Consider the following 18,554-nt stretch of genomic DNA (forward strand, 5'->3'; position numbering starts at 1 on the left):
CAACACCGCCGAGATGCAGGACCGCGTCAACGACTACCTCTCCTTCACCTCCATCCTCGGCGTCCCCGCAGGCTCCAACCTCACCTGCTGACCGCCGCCCCTGGGAACGTCCGACCATCAACCCTTCTCACAGACCGAATAGCCGCCTCCCCAGTGCCGAATCAATCAGGATTTTCAACCTGCTTATGAAGCTGGCGGGTTGGTCTGTCAGAACGGCAAAGCTCCTGGTAGATGGGTTGTCAAACATGAACAACCTTTTCTGCCAGGAGCCTCGCGCATGTGCGAGTAGGCGTTACCGGTAATTCGTTGGACCCGGTGGTGGTGTGGGTTGACGGCCGGTCGGGTCGGTCGTACGCCGGTGGGAGGAGTCACCTGCCACGTCGGAGGCTGGAGATGACCGCTCTCCGCCCGTGTCCGCCTGCGCCGGGGCCGTTGGAGGACTGCGCGGCCCGGTTCGGCGACCTCTTCTTCAGCCTGGCCCAGCTGCGGGGTTTTCTCGAGTACCTGACCGGGCTGCTGGCGCCGCGGGAGCGGAACAAGACCATCACCTGCCTGGCAGGGGCGGAACCGGTGACGGGTGCGGGGATGCCGGGGGTGCAGCGGCTGCAGTTCTTCCTGTCCGAGTCGCCCTGGGAGGCCGAACAGGTCAACGACCGGCGGCTCGAGCTGCTGCGCGAGGAGCCGGCCACGGCTCCGCACGACGGCGAGGTGATCGTGATCGACGACTCCGGAGACCGCAAGGACGGCACCGCCACCACGCATGTAGGCCGGCAGTGGCTGGGCCGGTACGGCAAGACCGACAACGGCATCGTCACGCTGACCACGGTATCGACCGACGGCCGCGTGTACTGCCCACTGCACACAACTCCCTACACCCCTGCCCACCACTTCACCCGCGGCCGCTCGGATCCGGCCTTCCGCACCAAATCGCAGCTGGCTGCTGCCCTCGCGGCCCGCGCGAAGGAGGCGGGCTTCGGCTGCCGGGCGGTGGTCGCCGACTGCGCCTGCTTAAGTCAGTGACGACTGGTACCTCGCACTGCGCGAGCCGGCCTGGCCTACGTGGTCGCGCTCAAGCCGCACCGCGGCACCTGGGCCTGGGCCGACCAGCCGCACACCCCCATCGAAGCCGCCCATGCCCTGGCCTGGCGCGATGCCATGCGTCTCGGCGACTGGACACCCGTTGAGCGTCACTTCCGCGACGGGCACACCGAGACCTGGTGGGCCGCTGATGCCCGCCTGGGCGGCTACAGACCTGACTCACCCTGCCGGCTGGTCGTGGCCACCCCCGACCCGGCCTCCCTGCCGGAGAAGGCCACCTGGTACCTGGCCACCAACCTGCCCCACCCCGACGCACCCCACGCCACCACCGGCCCACACATGCCGGCCGACCTCGCCGAGATCATCCACCTCTACGGCCTGCGGCCCTGGGTCGAGCAGAGCTACAAACACATCGAGGACGAACTCGGCTGGGCCGACTTCCAAGTCCGCTCCGACCGCGCCATCCGCCACCAGACCCTGGTCAACTGCGCCTTCTCCTTCTGCTGGGACCAATGGTTCGCCCCACCCGGACCTCTCGATGCCACCGCGCCGGACCCCTGCCCCGACGAGGCGCCAGAGAGGAGGCCCAGCCATACCTCACCAGCCCCACCAGCCTTGCTGGCCCAGGGCCTTACGCGCCATCCGCTCCTGGCTCGCCCCCGCCGTCACCCTCACCCGATGGTGGCGAGCCTGGACGGACACGGACCCACCCTCCGAACTCCAGGCCCTGATCGACGCGGTCACCACAGGACACGGCATTGACCTATACGCCGGATTCAACGAACTACCGGTATTGACACGAGTGGGTGGAACGCTTGCTCGGCAGGAATGTCAAGGGGGCTTCATCACGTTGTCCAGTGCCAGCCGGTGTCATGTAACCGGGGGTGGAGCGGTTGCGTTCGCACGCCGAGCAGGGCCGGGAGCTCCTGCCCTCCCGGCCCTGTGTCGTACGTGCCGTCAGATCGCCTGCGCGAGTCCCAGTGCCACGTCCACGATCATGTCCTCCTGGCCGCCGACGAGGCCGCGCTTGCCGACCTCCACCAGGATCGTGCGGACGTCGACGCCGTAGCGTTCGGCCGCGGTTTCCGCGTGGCGAAGGAAGGAGCCGTACACGCCGGCGTAGCCGAGCGTGAGGGTTTCGCGGTCCACGCGGACGGGACGGTCCTGCAGGGGGCGCACCAGGTCTTCAGCCGCGTCCTGCAGGGCAAAGAGGTCGCAGCCGTGGTTCCAGCCGTTGAGGTCGGCGACCGCGACGAACGGTTCGATGGGGCAGTTGCCCGCGCCCGCGCCCTGGCCGGCCAGGGACGCGTCCACGCGGGTCACGCCCTCCTCCACCGCGACCATGGAGTTGGCGACGGCGAGGGAGAGGTTCTCGTGGGCGTGGATGCCGATCTCGGTGGCGGGGTCGAGCACGTCGCGGTAGGCGCGCATCCGTTCGCGGACACCGTCCATCATGAGGCGGCCGCCGGAGTCCGTGACGTAGACGCAGTGGGCGCCGTAGGACTCCATCAGCTTGGCCTGCTGGGCCAGCGTACCGGCGTCGGCCATATGGCTCATCATCAGGAAGCCGGAGACGTCCATCCCCCACTCGCGTGCTGTGGCGATGTGTTGAGCTGATACGTCGGCCTCGGTGCAGTGCGTGGCGACCCGCACCGAACGCACGCCGAGCGCGTACGCCTGCTTGAGTTCCTCGATGGTGCCGATGCCGGGCAGGAGGAGGGTGGTGAGGCGGGCGTTCTTGATGTGGGTCGCCGCTGCCTCGATCCATTCCCAGTCGGTGTTGCTGCCGGGGCCGTAGTTGAGGGACCCGCCGGAGAGTCCGTCGCCGTGGGACACCTCGATCCCATCGACGCCTGCCGCGTCGAGGGCGGACACGATCCGGCCGACCTGCTCGGGCTCGATACGGTGCCGGATGGCGTGCATGCCGTCGCGCAAAGTGACGTCCTGGAGGAACAGCTTGGCGACGGTCATGCGTCGGCTCCCTGGAGTTCGGTGGCGCGGGCCGCCATGGCCTCGGCCATCCGCAGGGCCGCGCTGGTCATGATGTCGAGGTTTCCGGCGTACGCCGGAAGGTAGTGCGCGGCTCCCTCGACCTCGAGGAAGACGGAGACCTGATGGGTGACCCGGGCCGTGGTGAGGGTGTGGACGGGCTGGTCGGCGGGGACCGGCGTGATCTGCACCTGCTGCTTGAGGCGGTAGCCCGGCACATACGCCGACACTTCGTCGACCCGCTTCGCGACGGCCGCGCGGATCGCGTCGTGCGTGGCGTCGTCGGGCGCGTTCACCAGCGCGAGCACGGTGTCACGCATGATCAGCGGCGGCTCCGCCGGGTTCAGGATGATGACGGCCTTGCCGCGGTCTGCACCGCCGACCGCCCCAATGGCATGGCTGGTCGTCTCGGTGAACTCGTCGATGTTCGCGCGGGTGCCGGGACCCGCGCTCTTCGACGCGATCGAGGCTACGATCTCCGCGTACGGGACGGGCGCCACCGAGGAGATCGCCGAAACGATCGGGATGGTGGCCTGGCCGCCGCACGTCACCATGTTGACGTTGTCTGCCGCGACGTGGTCGGTCAGATTGACCGCCGGGATCACCATCGGGCCGATGGCGGCGGGGGTCAGATCGATGAGCTGCTTCCCGTACGGCGCGAGCGCCGCGGCGTTGGCGAGGTGAGCCTTCGCGGACGTCGCATCGAAGACGATCCTGATGTCCTCGAAGCCCTCCATCGCGATCAGGCCCTGGACGCCTTCGGCGGTCACCGGAACGTCGAGCCGCTCGGCCCGGGCGAGCCCGTCGGACGTGGGATCGATGCCGACCATCGCCCCCATCTCAAGGGTGTCCGACAGTCGGAGAACCTTGATCATCAGGTCGGTGCCGATATTACCCGAGCCGATGACGGCCACCTTGGTCTTCATGCGGAGGTTCCTTCGCCGGAGGAGTGTGAGACGCGGGACGCGTCGTGGAAGCGGACGGAGACGGACCCGAGACCGGTGATGTCGGCGCTGAACGCGTCCCCGGCCACCGCGGGCACCATCGGGCCGAGGGCGCCGGACAGCACGACCTGGCCCGCCCGCAGGGGGTCGCCGACGCGGAGCGCGGTCCGGGCCAGCCAGGCGAGCGCGGCGAGCGGGTCGCCCAGGCAAGCAGCGCCGTCACCGCTGGAGACGGTCTCGCCGTGCCGCTTCAAGGTCATGATGGCCTCGGCTGGCTCGAACTCGGCGAGCGGTTTGGTCGGGGTCCCGAGGACGTAGAGTGCGGAGGAGCCGTTGTCGGCGACGGTGTCACCGAAGGTGATGTCCCAGTCGGCGATCCGGCTGTCCACGATCTCCAGCGCGGGGACCGCGTACGCCACGGCGGCCCGGATCCGGGCGTCGTCTAGCGGCCCGGACGCGAGGTCCGTACTCAGGACGAACGCGATCTCCGCCTCGACCTTGGGCTGGAGTAGGCCCTCGACCGGCACGGACGCCCCGTCCTGGACGCTCATGTCGGCGAACAGAACGCCGAAGTCCGGCTGGTCCACCCCCAGCTGCCGCTGCACCGCGGGTGAGGTGAGGCCGATCTTGCGGCCGACGATGCGGGCACCCGCAGCGAGACGGCGTGCGGTGAGCAGTTCCTGGACGGCGTAGGCGGCCTTCACGTCGTCGCCGCCGATCAGGTCGCGCACCGGGGGACAGGGCACGCGGTCGGCGGCGGCGCGCAGGAGCCGCTGTCCGGCCTGCGCAACGGCATCGTTGCCCGGGGAAATCTCGTTCATGCCCTCAGCTTGGGCAAAGGGGTCGCCCCACGCCCAGCATGGAGTTCCGTCTGACGGAACTCACCAGACGCCGGGCCGCTCAAGGGTCAGTGGTTGCGCAGCTCCGCGCGGCGACCGAGCGTCGCGGAGATCTCCGCCGCGGCCGCGCGCACGCTGGTGGCGTGCCGGGCAGGCTGGAAGCGGTGCACCGGGCCCGTCACGCTGACCGCCGCCACGATCTCGTCCGACGCGCCGAAGACCCCGGCCGCGACGCACACGATGCCCACCGCCGACTCCTCGTACTCGAAGGCGACGCCCTTCGTGACGACGTCGGACAGCTGCCGTGCCAGGACGTCGACGTTGGTGATGGTCCGGGGCGCCTTGCGCTCCAAGGGGCCGCGCAGCGTGGCCTCGCGCACCTCGGTCGGGGCGTGGGCCAGCAGCACCTTCCCAAGCGCCGTCGCATGCAGTGGCATTCGTCCGCCGAGCCTCGACGGCGAATCCGCCTGTCTGTGGCCGCCCATCTTGGCGACGTAGACGACCTCCGAGCCCTCGCGCGTGCCCAGGTGGACGAGCTCGTGAGTACGCACATAGAGGTCCTCAAGGAAGGGCGTGGCCACTTCGAGCAGCCCGCGCTCGACCGACGCGCGCATCCCCAACTCGAAGACGAGGCCGGACAGACGGTAGCGCCCCTCGACGCGGTCGAGGAGCCGGGTGGCCACGAGATCGCCGAGGACCCGATGCAGTGTGCTCTTCGCGAAGCCCGTACGCCGCTGCAACTCGGCGAATCCCAGGGTCGTGTCCTCGACGGTGAAGGCCTGTAGCACGGTGAGGGCCTTGCCCAGCACACCGCTCGGCACATCATCGCTCACGAGTTCTTCCTTCCGGGGGCGTCCGGTGTGCTCCGGCGCACGACACCAAGGTCGTTGCGTCAGGGAAGCAGGTGTGACGTCCTGTGCGGTGTTCCGACTGTACGGGACGGTGCCAGCGCCCGGGGTGTCAATCCCCTCGAACCGTGGAGATCTTTCAGGCGGCCAAACCCATGGTGGGGTCGGTCTGATGGTCTCGTTCGTAGTCGATCGGGCTCCGGTATCCGCCCACGCTGTGTAGCCGGCGGGTGTTGTAGAAGCCGGTGATCCAGGTGGCGATCTTCAGCCGCGCCTCGGTGTCGGTGGTGAAGGTGCGCCGGTGGACGTACTCGACCTTATGGACCGGGTCACGCCGAGTCGGCGGCAGGCTCGCCTGAAGCGCCGGGACTGGTATTCGCTGCCGCGATCCGAGTCGAAGATCACGCTCTTGAAGCCGCCGCCACGGGTGGCCGCGGCCATATGCGGGGAGGCGACGACCAGCTCCGCGTCGGCGCTCGCCCATCGCGTAGCCGAGCAGGCGGCACGAGAACAGATCGATGACGGTGGCCGGGTACAGCTTGCCCTCGCTGGTGACGATCTCCGTCATATCTCCGGCCCACACCTGGTCGGGAGCGGTGGCGCTGATGTCGCGGCGCACGAAGTCTGCAAACGCGGGCCGTTTGCCCGGCCTGGTCAGCCCCCGGCGCCTTCAAACCTTGCGTCCGGCCAGGCCGAGTTCGGCCATGAGCTTGGCGACAGCGTTCAGCGATACCCTCCACCCCTGGCGCACGAGCTTGATCCAGACCTTCGGGGAAGCATCGTGCCGCCCGACTCATCGAAGATCTACCGGATCGCGTCGGCCAGCTTCCCACGCCGCATCTCGCGAGCGGTGACGGGCCGCTTGCACCACTTGTAGAACCAGGACCTGCTCACACCCAGCGCACGGCACGTCAGGGTGTACGGAATCTCCTGCTCAGCCTTTCAGTCGCTGATCACCCTGGCCACCTGGGCCGGGTCCGCCGCAGCTACTTCACCCACAGGGCCATGCGGCGTTTGAAGATGTGGGTTCTCGAATCCGCTGACCAATCGCACCTCGCCTACCTGCACTGATCAGTCTCGTCTCAGTAGTGGCCACGAGTCGTTCGTCTCACGATCTTGGCCACTGAGAACCTTCCGTGGTGAGGCCGCGGACGCCGTCTCGATGCTGTCCACAATCTGCGCGGGTAGGACGGTTCGGGCGGGCCCGCTGTCGGGGGATGCCAGGCAGTTGAGGAGCTTGGTCGGCTGCTCCGGTCTGCCGAGGGGGTCCGGTTCAACAGGGCGCCACCCTCTGGCAGACGCCGTCTTGATAGCTGTCAGATACGCGCTTTCGCTGATCCGGCCCAAGGCCCGAGCGCGCATGAGAAGAGCGGCGAGGGACCCTTGCCAGTACCGTTTGAGGTCGAACAAGGCCGGCCGGTCGGCCGTGGTCGGTAGTTGGCTGTAGATGTCGCCGGCCGGGATGAGGAAGGCCGCCGCGAATTGGTGCGCTTGGGTCTCGACCTCCTTGACACCCCAGATCTGCTCGCCGTGCAGCACGAGATGCGCGAGTTCGTGCGCGGCGTCGAACCGGGAACGGGCACGGTCATTCTTATCGGTACCCAGGACCACATCCGGGTGGTCGGGGAAGGGTAGGGAGAACGCGTCAACGTCCGCACTGCCGAACGGGAGTCGAATCACGGCGACTCCGTGCGTCTCCAGCAGTTCGACGATGTTCGGGACAGGACCTGAGGGAATACTCCGCAGGGAGCGAACCTTGGCTGCAGCCTGCTCAATCTCAGCGATCGGGGTGTCCAGCCCGCTCACGGGGAGCACCGGCACGTCACTCAGAGAGAACCGCTGTGCGCCTGATGCACGGACCGCGAGGTCATGGGCGACGTGAGCGATCGCTCGGGCCCGGCGCCGGTCGACTACCGACGTGCGGCGCAGTGACCGGAAGAAGCCGTCGTGGCTTTCGGTCATTGGCTCGTGGAAGAACCCGAGGGGCACCGCACCTCGGGCACCGGGTCGGGCACCCGGGCGAGCCTGGTGTCCTCGACCTGGAGGTGCTCGCCGGACAGGTCGACGGTCCTGCTCTCCCACAACCCCCGGACGATTTCCAGGAATTCGCCGGTACGGCGATACCGCGCGCCCTTGTCCAGGAAGTCCCCGTAGGCCCGCTGCTCGTGGCTTTCGCTGCCGGTGACGACGTTGAGCAAGAGCCGTTCGCCGGTCCGCCGCTGGAAGGTGGAGGCCATCTGCGCCGCGAGCGTCGGCGAGACGAAGCCGGGGCGGAAGGCGACGAGGAACTTCAGCCGTTCGGTGTTCTGGCTGACCATGGCGGTGGTCAGCCACGCGTCCTCGCACCACGCGCCGGTCGGCGTGAGCGCGCCGACGAAGCCGAGGTCCTCGGCGGCTCGGGCGATCTGGCTCAGGTAGGCGACCGTCGGCGGGCCGGTCACGCCCGGACTCCGTGGCGGGGGTGCCGTGGCCGCCGCCGACGACGTGGCGGCTGTCGCCGTTGGTGGGCAGGAGCCGGTGGAAGGTGCGGGACACGTGGGTGCTCCGACCGGTGTTCGTCAGCGTTCGTCAGCGGAGGCCGTGCCGGGGTGGCTTGGTGCCGTTGAGCCGGTAACGGTCGATGCGCTGGACCTTCCAGCGGGCCGGGTCGTGCGGGGTGTGGGTGCGCGCGTGGCGCCAATGACGGTACAGGCCCAGGGAGTCGAGCGCCCAGCGGGTGCCGGAGACCTCGAAAGGGGCGCTGGCGACCTCCACGGCGGCCTCGGCCGCCGTCACTTTTGCGGTGGCCACCGCGATCGAGGCCTCGGCCGCCGAGTCGTCGGTCAGGTCGGCGCGGGCGTCGTCATCCGCGATGACGTGCGCGACGCTCATCCAGCGGCCGCCAGCAGCGGCGTCCGCCCGCCCAGCGCGGCCGAGAACTGGTCCGTGACCTGCGCCAGAGCCTCGGCCGATCCCGGCGCGACGGTCAGTGTGCCGTCCTCGCCCACCGTGATGTCCTTGTCGAGCGTGAACCAGCCCGGCGTGATGTGCGCGGGGCCCATGGAGGCCAGCACCGGGCGCAGGGCGTAGTCGATGGCCAGGACGTGGGCGGTGGAGCCCCCGGTGGCCAGCGGCAGGACCGTCTTGCCCGCCAGGGCGTACTGCGGGAGCAGGTCGAGCAGGGACTTCAGCAGTCCGGAGTAGGCGGCCTTGTAGACGGGGGTACCGATCACCACGCCGTCCGCCTGCTCGAACAGGGCGGTGGCCCGGACGATCGCCGGGTGAGCGAAGTCGGCCCCGAGCAGCGCCTCGGCAGGCAGGGTACGAACGTCCAGCGCAGTCACCTCGTGCCCCTGCGTGATGAGCCGCTCGTCCAGGTGGCGCAGCAGCCGAGCGGTGCGGGAGGTGGCGGAGGGGCTTCCGGAGACGGACAGGACAGTGGCCATGGGAGGACCTTTCGGGTTCGTCGTTTCCTGTGCGGGCCGCGGTCAGGCGGGGGCGGGCTCGGACGCGGCTTCCTGCGCCTCCCGTTCGCGCACCAGGGGCAGCACCCACTTGCCGAAGTACTCGACCTCCTCCAGGTAGTGCAGGAAGCCGAGAAGAAAGAGGTCGACGCCGAGCCGCTTGTAGGCGACGTCCGCTCGGCGATCTGCTCAGGAGTGCCGATCAGACCCGTGCGGAAGCCGTCGCGTGCAGCGGGTCGGCGGGGATTCCCGAACATCAGCTCGACTGGAAGGAGTGACCCCGTCGGCGCCATTCCTCCGCGAGCAGTTCGTACGAACGGATCCGGTCCGTGTGGTCGTGGGTGATCGTCGTGATGAGCAACTCGTCGGCGCCCGTGGCCTCCTGGAGTTGTTCCAACTGGTCGGCCACCCGGCCCGGTGAGCCGACGAACTGGGTGTCGAGGCGGTCCTGGACGAGGGCCCGGTCCTCGTCGGTCCATGGGTGGGCACGCGCTTCCTCCGGCGTCGGGTACTCGATGGCGCCCTCGGCGGTGCGGATGCTACGAACCCATAGGCCGTAGCCGGTGGCGAGTGCGCGGGCGGTGTCGTCGTTCTCGGCGACGACGACGTCCGCCGAGACGCTGACGTACGGCTTGTCGAGGAACTCGGAAGGCTGGAAGAAGGACCGGTAACCGTCCACCGCCTCCAGGACCGTGGCCGGGCTGACGTGGTAGTTCGCCGCGAACCGCAGACCGTTGCGGCCCGCGACAGCGGCGCTCTGACCACCGCTGCTGCCCAGGATCCACACCTCCACATCGGCGCCCTCCCCCGGCACGACGTGCGCCTCGACGCCCTCCGGGGAACGGTAGGTGCCGGCGAGCAGGGCGAGGATGTCGTCGATCTGTGCCGCGTAGTCCTGTGACTCGGCGCCCGGCAGGAGAAGCAGTCTCCGCTGCAGCGCGACGCGGGGTGACCCGAGCAGATGCTCGAAGGAGAAGCGGGGCGGGATCAACAGGCCGTTCGGAGTGCGGCGGTCGACGACCGGGGTCGCCGTCGGCAACGGTACGGCCGGCTGTTCCGGCGGGCGGCCGCCCGAGCGGCCCAGGCCCAGATCGAAGCGGCCCGGGTGCAGCGCGTCGAGCAGGCCGAACTCCTCCACCGTGGACAGCGCGGTGCGGTGCCCGAGCTGCACGGCCCCGGAACCGAGCCGGATGGTGGAGGTGGCGGATGCGGTCAGGGCCAGGACGACCGCGGGGGACGTGCCGGCCACGCCCGGATTGAGGTGGTGCTCGGCGAACCAGTAGCGGGCATATCCGAAGCGCTCGGCCTGCTGTGCGAGGTCGATGGAGTTGCGCAGGGCATCGGCTGCCGTCGAGCCGGAGGGGATCGGGACCAGGTCGAGAACACCGAGGGCAATATCAGACATGGACGGACTCCTGGGTGAACGGTGGCGCCGGAAGCACGGGTCCCCACACGAACGGCGGGTCCGGGATCTCGCGGCGCAGCACGGGGGCGACCTTGGACTGGAACAGCTCCAGGGAGGCACGGTGCTGGGACTCCGTCAGCCCGCTCGCGTCCGCGTGCAGGTGCACCACCGTGTGGCCGAACTGCTCGTGGTAGCGGTGCACCTTGTCGATGACCTGTTGCGGACTGCCGATCAGAGCGGAGCTGCGCTCGACGAAGTCCTCCAGGGTCTCGAAGACGACCGGCAGGCCGGCTTTCTTGAAGAACGCCAGATTGGACTCGAAGACCGGCCGATACGAGGCCAGCGCCTCCTGGGAGGTGGGCGCGACGTGGACGCCCGCCGTGCCCGCGCCGATGGCGATCTTCGCCGGGTCGTGGCCGTAGTGCTCCCAGCGCTCGCGGTAGTGGCGGATCAACTCGGCGTAGGGCTCTATGGGGTTGGTGACGTTCGCCGAGAAGAGCGGGTCGCCGTAGCGGGCGGCCAGGTCGACCGACTCCTTGCTGGTCGCGCTGCCGTGCCAGACCCGGACCGGCCGCTGATACGGCCGCGGCCACACCTCGGCGTCCGCCAGCGGGGGACGGAATCGGGTGTCGGCGGTGACCTTGTCCTGGCGCCAGATCCTCCGGAATACCTCGTAACTCTCGGCGTTGCGGTCCCACTGGTCCTCGGGCGTGACGTGGAACAGGTCGCGCTGAGCGGCGCCATTGCCCTTGCCGATGATCAGGTCGAGGCGCCCGTTGGACAGGTGGTCGAGGGTGGCGTAGTCCTCGTATGCGCGGACCGGGTCCAGCAGGCTGAGCGTCGTGACGGCCGTGAACAGGCGGATCCGCTTCGTCAGGGCGGCCACATGGCTGAGTACCACGGTCGGTGAGGAGGAGATGAACGGCCGTTCGTGACGCTCCCCCACGCCGAAGCCGTCGAAGCCCAGCTCCTCGGCGAGCAGCGCGTTGTCGAGGACCTCGCGGAAGCGGTCGTGGGTCGGCTTCTGTACCCCGGTGATGGGATCCGGACGGTGCACGATGAGTGTGATGGCGAGGAATTTCACGACGCCGCCCGCTCCTCGCCCCGCAGATCGTCCGGGTGGGCGAGGCCCAGGTGGTGGCGGAGGGTCGGGCCCTCGTAGTCGGTGCGGAAGACGCCCTGTTCCTGGAGGAGCGGTACGACCTTGTCGGCGAAGGCGTCGAGGCCGGTCGGGGTGATGTGCGGGACGAGGATGAAGCCGTCACTCGCGTCCGCCTGGACGTACTCGTTGATGGTGCCGGCGACGGTCGCCGGGGAGCCGATGAAGTTCTGGCGGTTGCCCGTCTCGATGACCAGGTCGCGGATCGACCAGTTGTTGGCCGCGGCCAGCTCACGCCACTCGCGGGCGGTGGCCAGCGGGTCGCGGTACATGCGGACCTGGGCCCGGCCCTTGGAGATGTGGTCGGCGCTGACGTCCGGGTCGATGTCGGGCAGCGGGCCCTCGGGGTCGTAGGAGGACAGGTCCCGGTTCCAGACGAACTCCAGGTGCTTGAGCGCGGTGGCCCCGCTGACCTGCTGGCGGCGCACCTCCTTGGCCAGTTCCCCGGCCTCTTCGTCGGTGTCGGCGAGGACGAAGCTCGCGGCGGGCAGGATGAGCAGTTCGTCGTGGCGGCGGCCGTACTTGGCGAGGCGGTTCTTGACGTCCGTGTAGAACGCCTGGCCGCCCTCCAGGGTTGCGTGGCGGCTGAAGATGGCGTCGGCGGAGGAGGCGGCGAACTCGCGGCCGTCCTCGGAGTCACCGGCCTGGAAGATGACCGGGCGGCCCTGCGGTGAGCGCGGGACGTTGAACTGACCGTGGATGTCGAAGTGCTGCCCGCTGTGGACGAAGGATCCGGCCTTCGCGTCCCTCAGGAAGACACCCGTGGCCGGGTCGGCGAGGATCTCGTCTCCGTGCCAGGAGTCGAAGAGCTCGTTCGCGGTGGCCAGGAACTCCTTGGCGCGGGAGTAGCGCTCCTCCTGGGGCAGGAAGCCGCCGCGGCGGAAGTTCTCGCCGGTGAAGGCGTCCCAGGAGGTGACCACGTTCCAGGCGGAGCGGCCGCCGGAGAGATGGTCAAGGCTGGCGAACTGGCGGGCCACCTCGTAGGGCTCGTTGAAGGTGGAGTTGATGGTGCCGGTCAGGCCGAGGTGTTCGGTGACGGCGGCAAGCGCGGCGAGGACGGTGAAGGTGTCGGGGCGGCCGACCACGTCCAAGTCGTAGATCTTGCCGCCCTGTTCGCGCAGCCTGAGGCCCTCGGCGAGGAACAGGAAGTCGAACCTGGCGCGTTCGGCGGTGCGCGCGAAGTGGACGAAGGAGCTGAACTCGATGTGGCTGCCGGCCTTCGGATCGCTCCACACGGTGGTGTTGTTGACACCCGGGAAGTGCGCGGCCAGATGGATCTGCTTCAGCGGCTTGCTGGTCATGTCGATGCGGGTCCTTCCGGCTCAGGCGGTCGCTGCGGCGTAGCGGTTGGCGGGGCGGGGCAGGCCCAGCAGGCCGCGGAGGGTGTCGGCTTCGTAGGCGGTGCGGAAGGCACCCCGGCGCTGGAGTTCGGGGACGAGGCCCCGGGTGATGGCCGGCAGGTCGTGTCCGGCGACGGCGGGCCGCAGCCGGAAGCCGCTCAGCCCCTCCGCCGCCAACTCCTGAAGCACATCGGCGAGTTGCGCGGGCGTTCCGGTGAAGATCCGGGCGTCGCTGGTGTACGGCTCTTGCGCGAGCGCATCGAGGCGTGCGCGCCGGTCCTCCGCAGCGGCCTGGTCGTCGTCCAGGAAGACCACCAAGTCGCCGAAGACATACGGGAGTTCGCCTGTACGTCCGGCCGTCTCCTGCTCGGCACGGATCTCGGCGACGATCGCGCGGGCCTGCTCGGCGTCGTGCGGGGTGACGTAGCCGACGTCCGCCTGGCGGGCCACGAGCCGGTACGGGACGGTCTGGTGGGCGAGGGCGGTGACCAGCGGCTGGCCCTGCGGCGGGCGCGGGGTGATGGACGGGCCCTTGACGCTGAAGAACCGGCCCTCGAAGTCGATGTAGTGCAGCTTGTCCCGGTCGACGAAGCGGCCGGTGGCCACGTCCCGGATCTCGGCGTCGTCCTCCCAGCTGTCCCACAGCCGCCGCACGACCTCGACGTAGTCGGCGGCCTCGTCGAACAGATCGGTGAGACGCTCCTGTCCGGCCGGGGTCCGCAGTTCGTCCAGGTTGATCGGCGGGAAGGTACGGCGGCCGAAGTGGTCGGCCTCGTGCGGGCGGGCGCTGATCTGGACGCGCAGGCCGGCTCGGCCGTTGCTGACGTAGTCGAGGGTGGCGATCGCCTTGGAGATGTGGAACGGCTCCGTGTGGGTGGCGATCACGGTCGGCACCAGGCCGATGTGCCGGGTGAGCGGCGCGACGCGGGAGGCGGTCAGGACGGCGTCGAGTCGGCCGCGGACCTGGTCGGTGCGGCCGTCCAACTCGCCGAGCGAGGACTGCAGGCCCAGGCCGTCCTCGAAGGTGACGAAGTCGAGCAGGCCGCGTTCGGCCTCGGCGACCAGGTCGGCCCAGTAGCCGGCGGTGAACAGCTCCCGGGAACGGGCGACCTGCTCGCGCCAGGAGGCGGGGTGCCAGCCGGTGCCCTCAAGGGCGACGGCAAGGTGCAGTGGAAAAGCGGGAGTAGAGGACACGAGGTGCCTTCCTGGAGGTCCGTTCGAGATCGTCGGCCCGCGGGAACCGGGGCCCACGGCGGCTGGGGAAACGGGGTCAGGAGCTACAGAGGGAGCCGGCCACGCGCTGGAGGTCGATGTGGGGCCGGGAGTGGAGGCGGACGGCGCGGAGTACACGTGTCACGTGTCGCACCTCCGTCCGAGTGGTCCGAACAATCGCCATCGACAAGGACAACGGCACGGCTATGCCGTTTCTTCCAGCGCGGCGGCCCCGATGTGCCGGACGAGCGAGAAGACCGTACGGCGGCGCAGTGTGAACCCGATCGACTCGTACAGCCGGATCGCGTTCGCGTTGGTGGCGGCGGCGTGCAGGAAGGGGCGTTCGCCGCGCTCCTTGATCCCGGCGGCGACAGCGCGGACCAGCCGGGTGGCCAGGCCCCGGCCACGGTGGGCGGGGTCGGTGCACACGGCACTGATCTCCGTCCAGCCGGGCGGGTGCAGCCGCTCGCCGGCCAGGGCGATCAGCCGACCCTGGTGGCGGATGCCGAGGTAGGTGCCCAGTTCGACGGTGCGGGGCAGATAGGGGCCCGGCTCGGTGCGGGCGACCAGGTCCAGGATCTCGGGCACGTCGTCGGTCCCGAGCCGTACGGCCTCGGGGTCGGGCTGCGCGCGCAGGCCGGTGTCCACGAGCTGGACGCCGTGTCCGGTGCCGACGACCTCCCAGCCGACCGGCGCCTCGGTGACGCCCCGCACCGAGGCGGTGCGGCCGGGGCCGACGAGGGCGGCGAGGTCGGCCCAGGCGCGCGGGTCGTCCTCGTCGGAGACGGCGTGGAAGGGGGCTACGTCGGGGTGGTATCGGACGGCGCGTCCGATTCGTTCGGCGAAGTGGATGTGCGGGCCGGTGAGCGCGGCCCAGGCGGGGTTGTCCAGGATGTGCGAGGAGCTGGCGTCGAGGGTGGTGACGGACATGGTGTGGCGGTCTCCGGGGTGCGGCTCGGGGTGTCCGGCGCGCGGGGACTCCACCGTGGGGCGGTGGCGGAGTCCCCGGCACACGGTGGTCAGGAGTTGTCGAGCGGCAGTCCGGGCGGGTTGACCTCGGACTTGGCGACGGCCTCGTCGGAGAGGTTGTAGGCCTTGAGCCACTCGGCGTACTGACCGTTCTTGATCAGGTAGTTGATGGCGTCGGCCAGCGGCTTGGCGAGTCCGCTGTCCTTCTTCGCCGTTGCAGCGATCAGGCCCTGCAGGCTCGCGCCCGCGCCGGAGAAGGTGCCCGCGGTGCGGGTGGCGTTGGGCGTGTTGGCCACCTGACGGTTGTGGTAGGCGAAGCCGGGGTTGGGACCGAAGGAGGCGTCGATCTTTCCGCTGTTCAGGGCGAGGTAGGTGCTGGGGCTGTCCTGGAAGTACTTGACGGTGAGCTTCTTGCCCTCCTTGGCCAGCTTGTCCTTCCACTCCAGGAGGATCTTCTCCTGGTTGGTGCCGGAGCCCACGGCGATCCTCTTGCCGGCGAGGTTCTCGTAGTTGCCGTCGAAGTTCCAGGTGCTCTTCTTCGGCACGATGAAGGCGAGGTTGTCCTGCCGGTAGGAGGCGAACTCGTACTTCTTCTTGCGCTCCTCGGTGTCGGTGACGTTGGAGAAGGCCACGTCGACCTTGCCGCTGTCGATGCCGACAAAGAGGTTCTCCCAGGTGGAGTTCTTGACCTCGGCCTTGAGCCCGAACACCGCGGCGACCAGGCGGCCGAGGTCGGGCTCGGAGCCGGTGAGGGTCTTCTGGTCGTCGCCGACGTACGCCAGCGGCGGGAACCCGGCGGGCAGGGCACCGATGCCGATCTCCAGCTTGCCGCTCTTCTTGACGGCGGCGGGCAGTTCGGCGCTGATGGACTTGACCTCGGAGACCTTGATGGTGGTCTGGGTGGCGGCGCCGTTGGAGACACGCCCGATGACGACCTCGCCGGACTTGGCGCTGTCGGTGGTGGTGGCCGCGTCGCTGTTGCCACCGCAGGCGGCGAGCCCGGTGGCCAGGGAGGCGACGGCGGTCGCCGCGGTGATGCCGCGTATCAGGCTGCGTCGGGTGAACTGGGTGGGCATGGCCGTTCCTTGTCGCTGAAGGTGATGAGGGTGGCGTGGGGGGAGGTCTTGGGGATGCGGCAGGTCAGAGGACCTTGCTGAGGAAGTCCCTGGTCCGCTCGTGCCGCGGCTTGTCGAGGACTTCGGAGGGCGGGCCCTGCTCGACGATCTTGCCGCCGTCGATGAAGACGACCCGGTCGGCTATCTCGCGGGCGAAGCCGATCTCGTGGGTGACGATGACGAGGGTGGTGCCGCTGGTCGCCAGGTCCCTGATGACGGCGAGGACTTCGCCGACCAGTTCAGGGTCGAGGGCGGAGGTGGGCTCGTCGAAGAGGATGACTCCGGGGCGCAGGGCGAGGGCTCGGGCGATGGCGACGCGCTGCTGCTGGCCGCCGGAGAGCTGGCGCGGGTAGGCGCCGGTCTTGTCGGCGAGGCCGACCCGGACGAGCAACTCTCGGGCCAGTTCCTGAGCTTCGGGCTTGGTGAGCTTCCCGGTCGCGACCGGGGCCGCGGCCACGTTGTCCAGCACGGTCAGGTGCGGGAAGAGGTTGAAGTTCTGGAAGACGAAGCCGATCCGGCCGCGCTGGGTGAGGATGGCCCGCTCGCTGAGCTCCTTCAGCCGCTCGCCCTGCCGCTTCACGCCGATCAGCTCGCCGTTGATACTGACGTAGCCGATCTCGGGCTTCTCCAGGTGGTTGATGACCCGCAGCAGGGTGGACTTGCCGGAGCCGGAGGGACCCAGGATGACGGTGACCTCGCCGGGGCGGACGGTCAGGTCGACGCCGTCCAGCACCCGGTGGGTGCCGTACCACTTGTGCACGTCGTGCACCTCGACGGTGGCGGCCTCGACGTCCGCCAGGGCTTCGAGCGTGTCGGCGGTCATACGGCGGCCTCCCGGCGGATACGGGCCCGCAGGTCGGAAAGACCGGTGCGGAGCTTCTGCAGCGGCGTCGGCGGCAGGCTGCGGGTGGCACCGCGGGCGTAGTACCGCTCGACGTAGAACTGGGCGACGGAGACGACGCTGGTCAGGATCAGGTACCAGACGGTGACGACCAGCAGCAGCGGCACGATGTCGCCGGGGTAGGTGGAGCCCATGGTCTGCGCGGAGCCGAACAGGTCGAGCAGGGAGACGTAGAAGACCAGCGAGGTGCCCTTGATCAGGCCGATGAGCTGGTTGACGTAGTTCGGGATGATCGAGCGCAGCGCCTGCGGGAAGACGATCCTGCGGAACTGGTAGCCCTTGGGCAGGCCGAGCGCCGCGGCCGCCTCGTGCTGCCCCTGGTCGACGGAGAGGATCCCGCCGCGGACCACCTCGGCCGCGTAGGCGGCCTCGTTGAGGCTGAGGCCGATGACGGCGACGACCATGTCGGTGGCGAGTCTCGACTCGTCGAAGGAGAAGAAGGCCGGGCCGAAGGGGATGCCGACGCTCACCGTCTTGTACAGGGCACTGAAGTTGTAGAGGAAGATCAGCACCACGATGAGCGGAATGGAGCGCAGCGCCCAGACGTAGGTCCAGCTGACCGCGCGCAACACCGGGCTCTTCGACAGCCGGGCCAGGGCGAGCAGAATGCCGCCGATCAGGCCCAGCACCGCGCTGTAGGCGGTGACTTCGAGGGTGATCAGCAGACCGTCGAGGATGGTGGGGCGCAGGAACCAGTAGCTCCAGCGGTCCCACTGGTAGAAGGGGTTGGTGACCAGTCCGTGCACGAACTGCGCAACCAGGACCAGCACGACCGCGGTGACGATCCAGCGACCTGGCCGCCGCAGCGGAAGAACACGCTGGGCGGTGAGGGCCTTTGACGGTTCGTCGGTGGTCGGCGCCTCGGCGAGTGTGACGGTGGCACCAGGGGGTTCACTCATGGTGGGCTCCGGCTGGGTGGGAACACCCGGAAGCACGGCGGCATGCGGCGGCGCACACGACGGCGAGGTACCGGGGGCGGAGGAGGGCAACGGCACACCGCGGGCGCGGTGCTCGTCAGGAAGTGCGGGGGCTGCGGGAAGGGGTCAGCCCCGACAGCGGGCGCGGCCCGGTGCGGTACACAGTGCGCTGTTCACGCGGAGCAGATCGACGGCACGGTCGGCGACGAGCAGGTTCGCGTACGGCCGTACGCAGCCCTGCGGGCGGCGCGTCGCCGTCCTGGGAGCTGCGTACATGGCGTCACCGTCACTGTTCCGGCCCTGTGGGCCTCGCGCTTACCGAAACGTCATCCGGTCCGGTCGTCACCTGGGGCACCCCACCGCGGTGCGAGGGTTGCCGGTCAGCAAGCCAGGGCTTGTCGCTGACACTCATGACCGTTCTGAGTCGTAATTAAG

At 69.3% G+C, this 18,554-nt stretch carries 17 protein-coding genes, 5 pseudogenes and 1 riboswitch; of the genes and pseudogenes, 1 reads left to right on the plus strand and 21 read right to left on the minus strand.

The genetic code is table 11. From position 1 onward, the window contains the following. The first annotated feature begins 393 nt into the window (after positions 1-393). Positions 394-1,800 (plus strand): annotated as a pseudogene (locus ACZ4MF_RS40965) (IS701 family transposase). A gap of 195 nt (positions 1,801-1,995) precedes the next feature. Here ACZ4MF_RS40965 and dmpG read toward each other — a convergent pair. The 21 genes and pseudogenes from dmpG to ACZ4MF_RS41070 all read right to left on the minus strand — a co-directional run bounded on the left by dmpG (position 1,996) and on the right by ACZ4MF_RS41070 (position 18,395). Next, positions 1,996-3,009, minus strand: a complete 1,014-nt coding sequence (dmpG, locus tag ACZ4MF_RS40970) for a 4-hydroxy-2-oxovalerate aldolase (RefSeq protein WP_467498391.1) — start codon at positions 3,007-3,009, stop codon at positions 1,996-1,998. Next, positions 3,006-3,953 carry an acetaldehyde dehydrogenase (acetylating) gene (locus tag ACZ4MF_RS40975; RefSeq protein WP_467498393.1) on the minus strand — a complete coding sequence of 316 codons (948 nt, stop codon included), beginning with the start codon at positions 3,951-3,953 and terminating at the stop codon, positions 3,006-3,008. The genes dmpG and ACZ4MF_RS40975 overlap by 4 nt, the downstream gene beginning before the upstream one ends. After that, the gene (locus ACZ4MF_RS40980; RefSeq protein WP_467498395.1) at positions 3,950-4,792 is read right to left on the minus strand and encodes a 2-keto-4-pentenoate hydratase; all 843 of its coding nucleotides are present in this window, start codon (positions 4,790-4,792) and stop codon (positions 3,950-3,952) included. Before ACZ4MF_RS40980 ends, ACZ4MF_RS40975 begins: the two co-directional genes overlap by 4 nt. An 86-nt stretch (positions 4,793-4,878) precedes the next feature. Then, positions 4,879-5,643 carry an IclR family transcriptional regulator gene (locus ACZ4MF_RS40985; RefSeq protein ID WP_467498397.1) on the minus strand — a complete coding sequence of 255 codons (765 nt, stop codon included), beginning with the start codon at positions 5,641-5,643 and terminating at the stop codon, positions 4,879-4,881. A gap of 154 nt (positions 5,644-5,797) precedes the next feature. Beyond that, the gene (locus tag ACZ4MF_RS40990; protein WP_467498399.1) at positions 5,798-6,277 is read right to left on the minus strand and encodes an IS3 family transposase; all 480 of its coding nucleotides are present in this window, start codon (positions 6,275-6,277) and stop codon (positions 5,798-5,800) included. Positions 6,278-6,328: 51 nt separating this feature from the next. Beyond that, positions 6,329-6,421: pseudogene (locus tag ACZ4MF_RS40995) on the minus strand (hypothetical protein); the annotation flags it as partial. A 308-nt stretch (positions 6,422-6,729) separates the two neighbouring features. Further along, on the minus strand, positions 6,730-7,620 hold the full coding sequence (locus tag ACZ4MF_RS41000; RefSeq protein ID WP_467498401.1) for an ImmA/IrrE family metallo-endopeptidase: 891 nt from the start codon (positions 7,618-7,620) through the stop codon (positions 6,730-6,732). 29 nt (positions 7,621-7,649) lie between these two features. After that, positions 7,650-8,193 (minus strand): annotated as a pseudogene (locus ACZ4MF_RS41005) (LLM class flavin-dependent oxidoreductase); the annotation flags it as partial. 33 nt (positions 8,194-8,226) lie between these two features. Then, a pseudogene (locus ACZ4MF_RS41010) lies at positions 8,227-8,508 on the minus strand (acyl-CoA dehydrogenase family protein); the annotation flags it as partial. 17 nt (positions 8,509-8,525) lie between these two features. Then, complete coding sequence (ssuE, locus tag ACZ4MF_RS41015; RefSeq protein WP_467498402.1) at positions 8,526-9,083, minus strand: NADPH-dependent FMN reductase; 558 nt, start codon at positions 9,081-9,083, stop codon at positions 8,526-8,528. Positions 9,084-9,125: 42 nt separating this feature from the next. Continuing rightward, positions 9,126-9,325 (minus strand): annotated as a pseudogene (locus ACZ4MF_RS41020) (dimethylsulfone monooxygenase SfnG); the annotation flags it as partial. 32 nt (positions 9,326-9,357) lie between these two features. Further along, positions 9,358-10,506 carry an LLM class flavin-dependent oxidoreductase gene (locus tag ACZ4MF_RS41025; protein ID WP_467498404.1) on the minus strand — a complete coding sequence of 383 codons (1,149 nt, stop codon included), beginning with the start codon at positions 10,504-10,506 and terminating at the stop codon, positions 9,358-9,360. Beyond that, the gene (locus ACZ4MF_RS41030; protein WP_467498406.1) at positions 10,499-11,590 is read right to left on the minus strand and encodes an LLM class flavin-dependent oxidoreductase; all 1,092 of its coding nucleotides are present in this window, start codon (positions 11,588-11,590) and stop codon (positions 10,499-10,501) included. The genes ACZ4MF_RS41025 and ACZ4MF_RS41030 overlap by 8 nt, the downstream gene beginning before the upstream one ends. Further along, entirely contained in the window at positions 11,587-12,966 is a 1,380-nt protein-coding gene (locus ACZ4MF_RS41035; RefSeq protein ID WP_467498408.1) for an NtaA/DmoA family FMN-dependent monooxygenase, read from the minus strand. Before ACZ4MF_RS41035 ends, ACZ4MF_RS41030 begins: the two co-directional genes overlap by 4 nt. A 21-nt stretch (positions 12,967-12,987) precedes the next feature. Then, entirely contained in the window at positions 12,988-14,199 is a 1,212-nt protein-coding gene (locus ACZ4MF_RS41040; RefSeq protein WP_467498410.1) for an LLM class flavin-dependent oxidoreductase, read from the minus strand. 76 nt (positions 14,200-14,275) lie between these two features. Next, complete coding sequence (locus ACZ4MF_RS41045; protein WP_467498412.1) at positions 14,276-14,401, minus strand: putative leader peptide; 126 nt, start codon at positions 14,399-14,401, stop codon at positions 14,276-14,278. Between the two features lie 20 nt (positions 14,402-14,421). Beyond that, a complete protein-coding gene (locus ACZ4MF_RS41050; protein ID WP_467498414.1) occupies positions 14,422-15,147 on the minus strand; it encodes a GNAT family N-acetyltransferase in 726 nt (241 codons plus the stop codon). 89 nt (positions 15,148-15,236) lie between these two features. Further along, positions 15,237-16,262, minus strand: a complete 1,026-nt coding sequence (locus tag ACZ4MF_RS41055; RefSeq protein WP_467498416.1) for an ABC transporter substrate-binding protein — start codon at positions 16,260-16,262, stop codon at positions 15,237-15,239. A gap of 64 nt (positions 16,263-16,326) precedes the next feature. Then, on the minus strand, positions 16,327-17,124 hold the full coding sequence (locus ACZ4MF_RS41060; protein ID WP_467498418.1) for an amino acid ABC transporter ATP-binding protein: 798 nt from the start codon (positions 17,122-17,124) through the stop codon (positions 16,327-16,329). After that, a complete protein-coding gene (locus ACZ4MF_RS41065) occupies positions 17,121-18,101 on the minus strand; it encodes an amino acid ABC transporter permease (protein ID WP_467498419.1) in 981 nt (326 codons plus the stop codon). The genes ACZ4MF_RS41060 and ACZ4MF_RS41065 overlap by 4 nt, the downstream gene beginning before the upstream one ends. A 144-nt stretch (positions 18,102-18,245) precedes the next feature. After that, positions 18,246-18,395, minus strand: a complete 150-nt coding sequence (locus ACZ4MF_RS41070) for a hypothetical protein (protein WP_319675008.1) — start codon at positions 18,393-18,395, stop codon at positions 18,246-18,248. A gap of 30 nt (positions 18,396-18,425) precedes the next feature. Further along, positions 18,426-18,535: riboswitch (SAM riboswitch) on the minus strand. Positions 18,536-18,554: the final 19 nt, after the last annotated feature.

Source organism: Streptomyces sp. NPDC025793, from assembly GCF_055558375.1.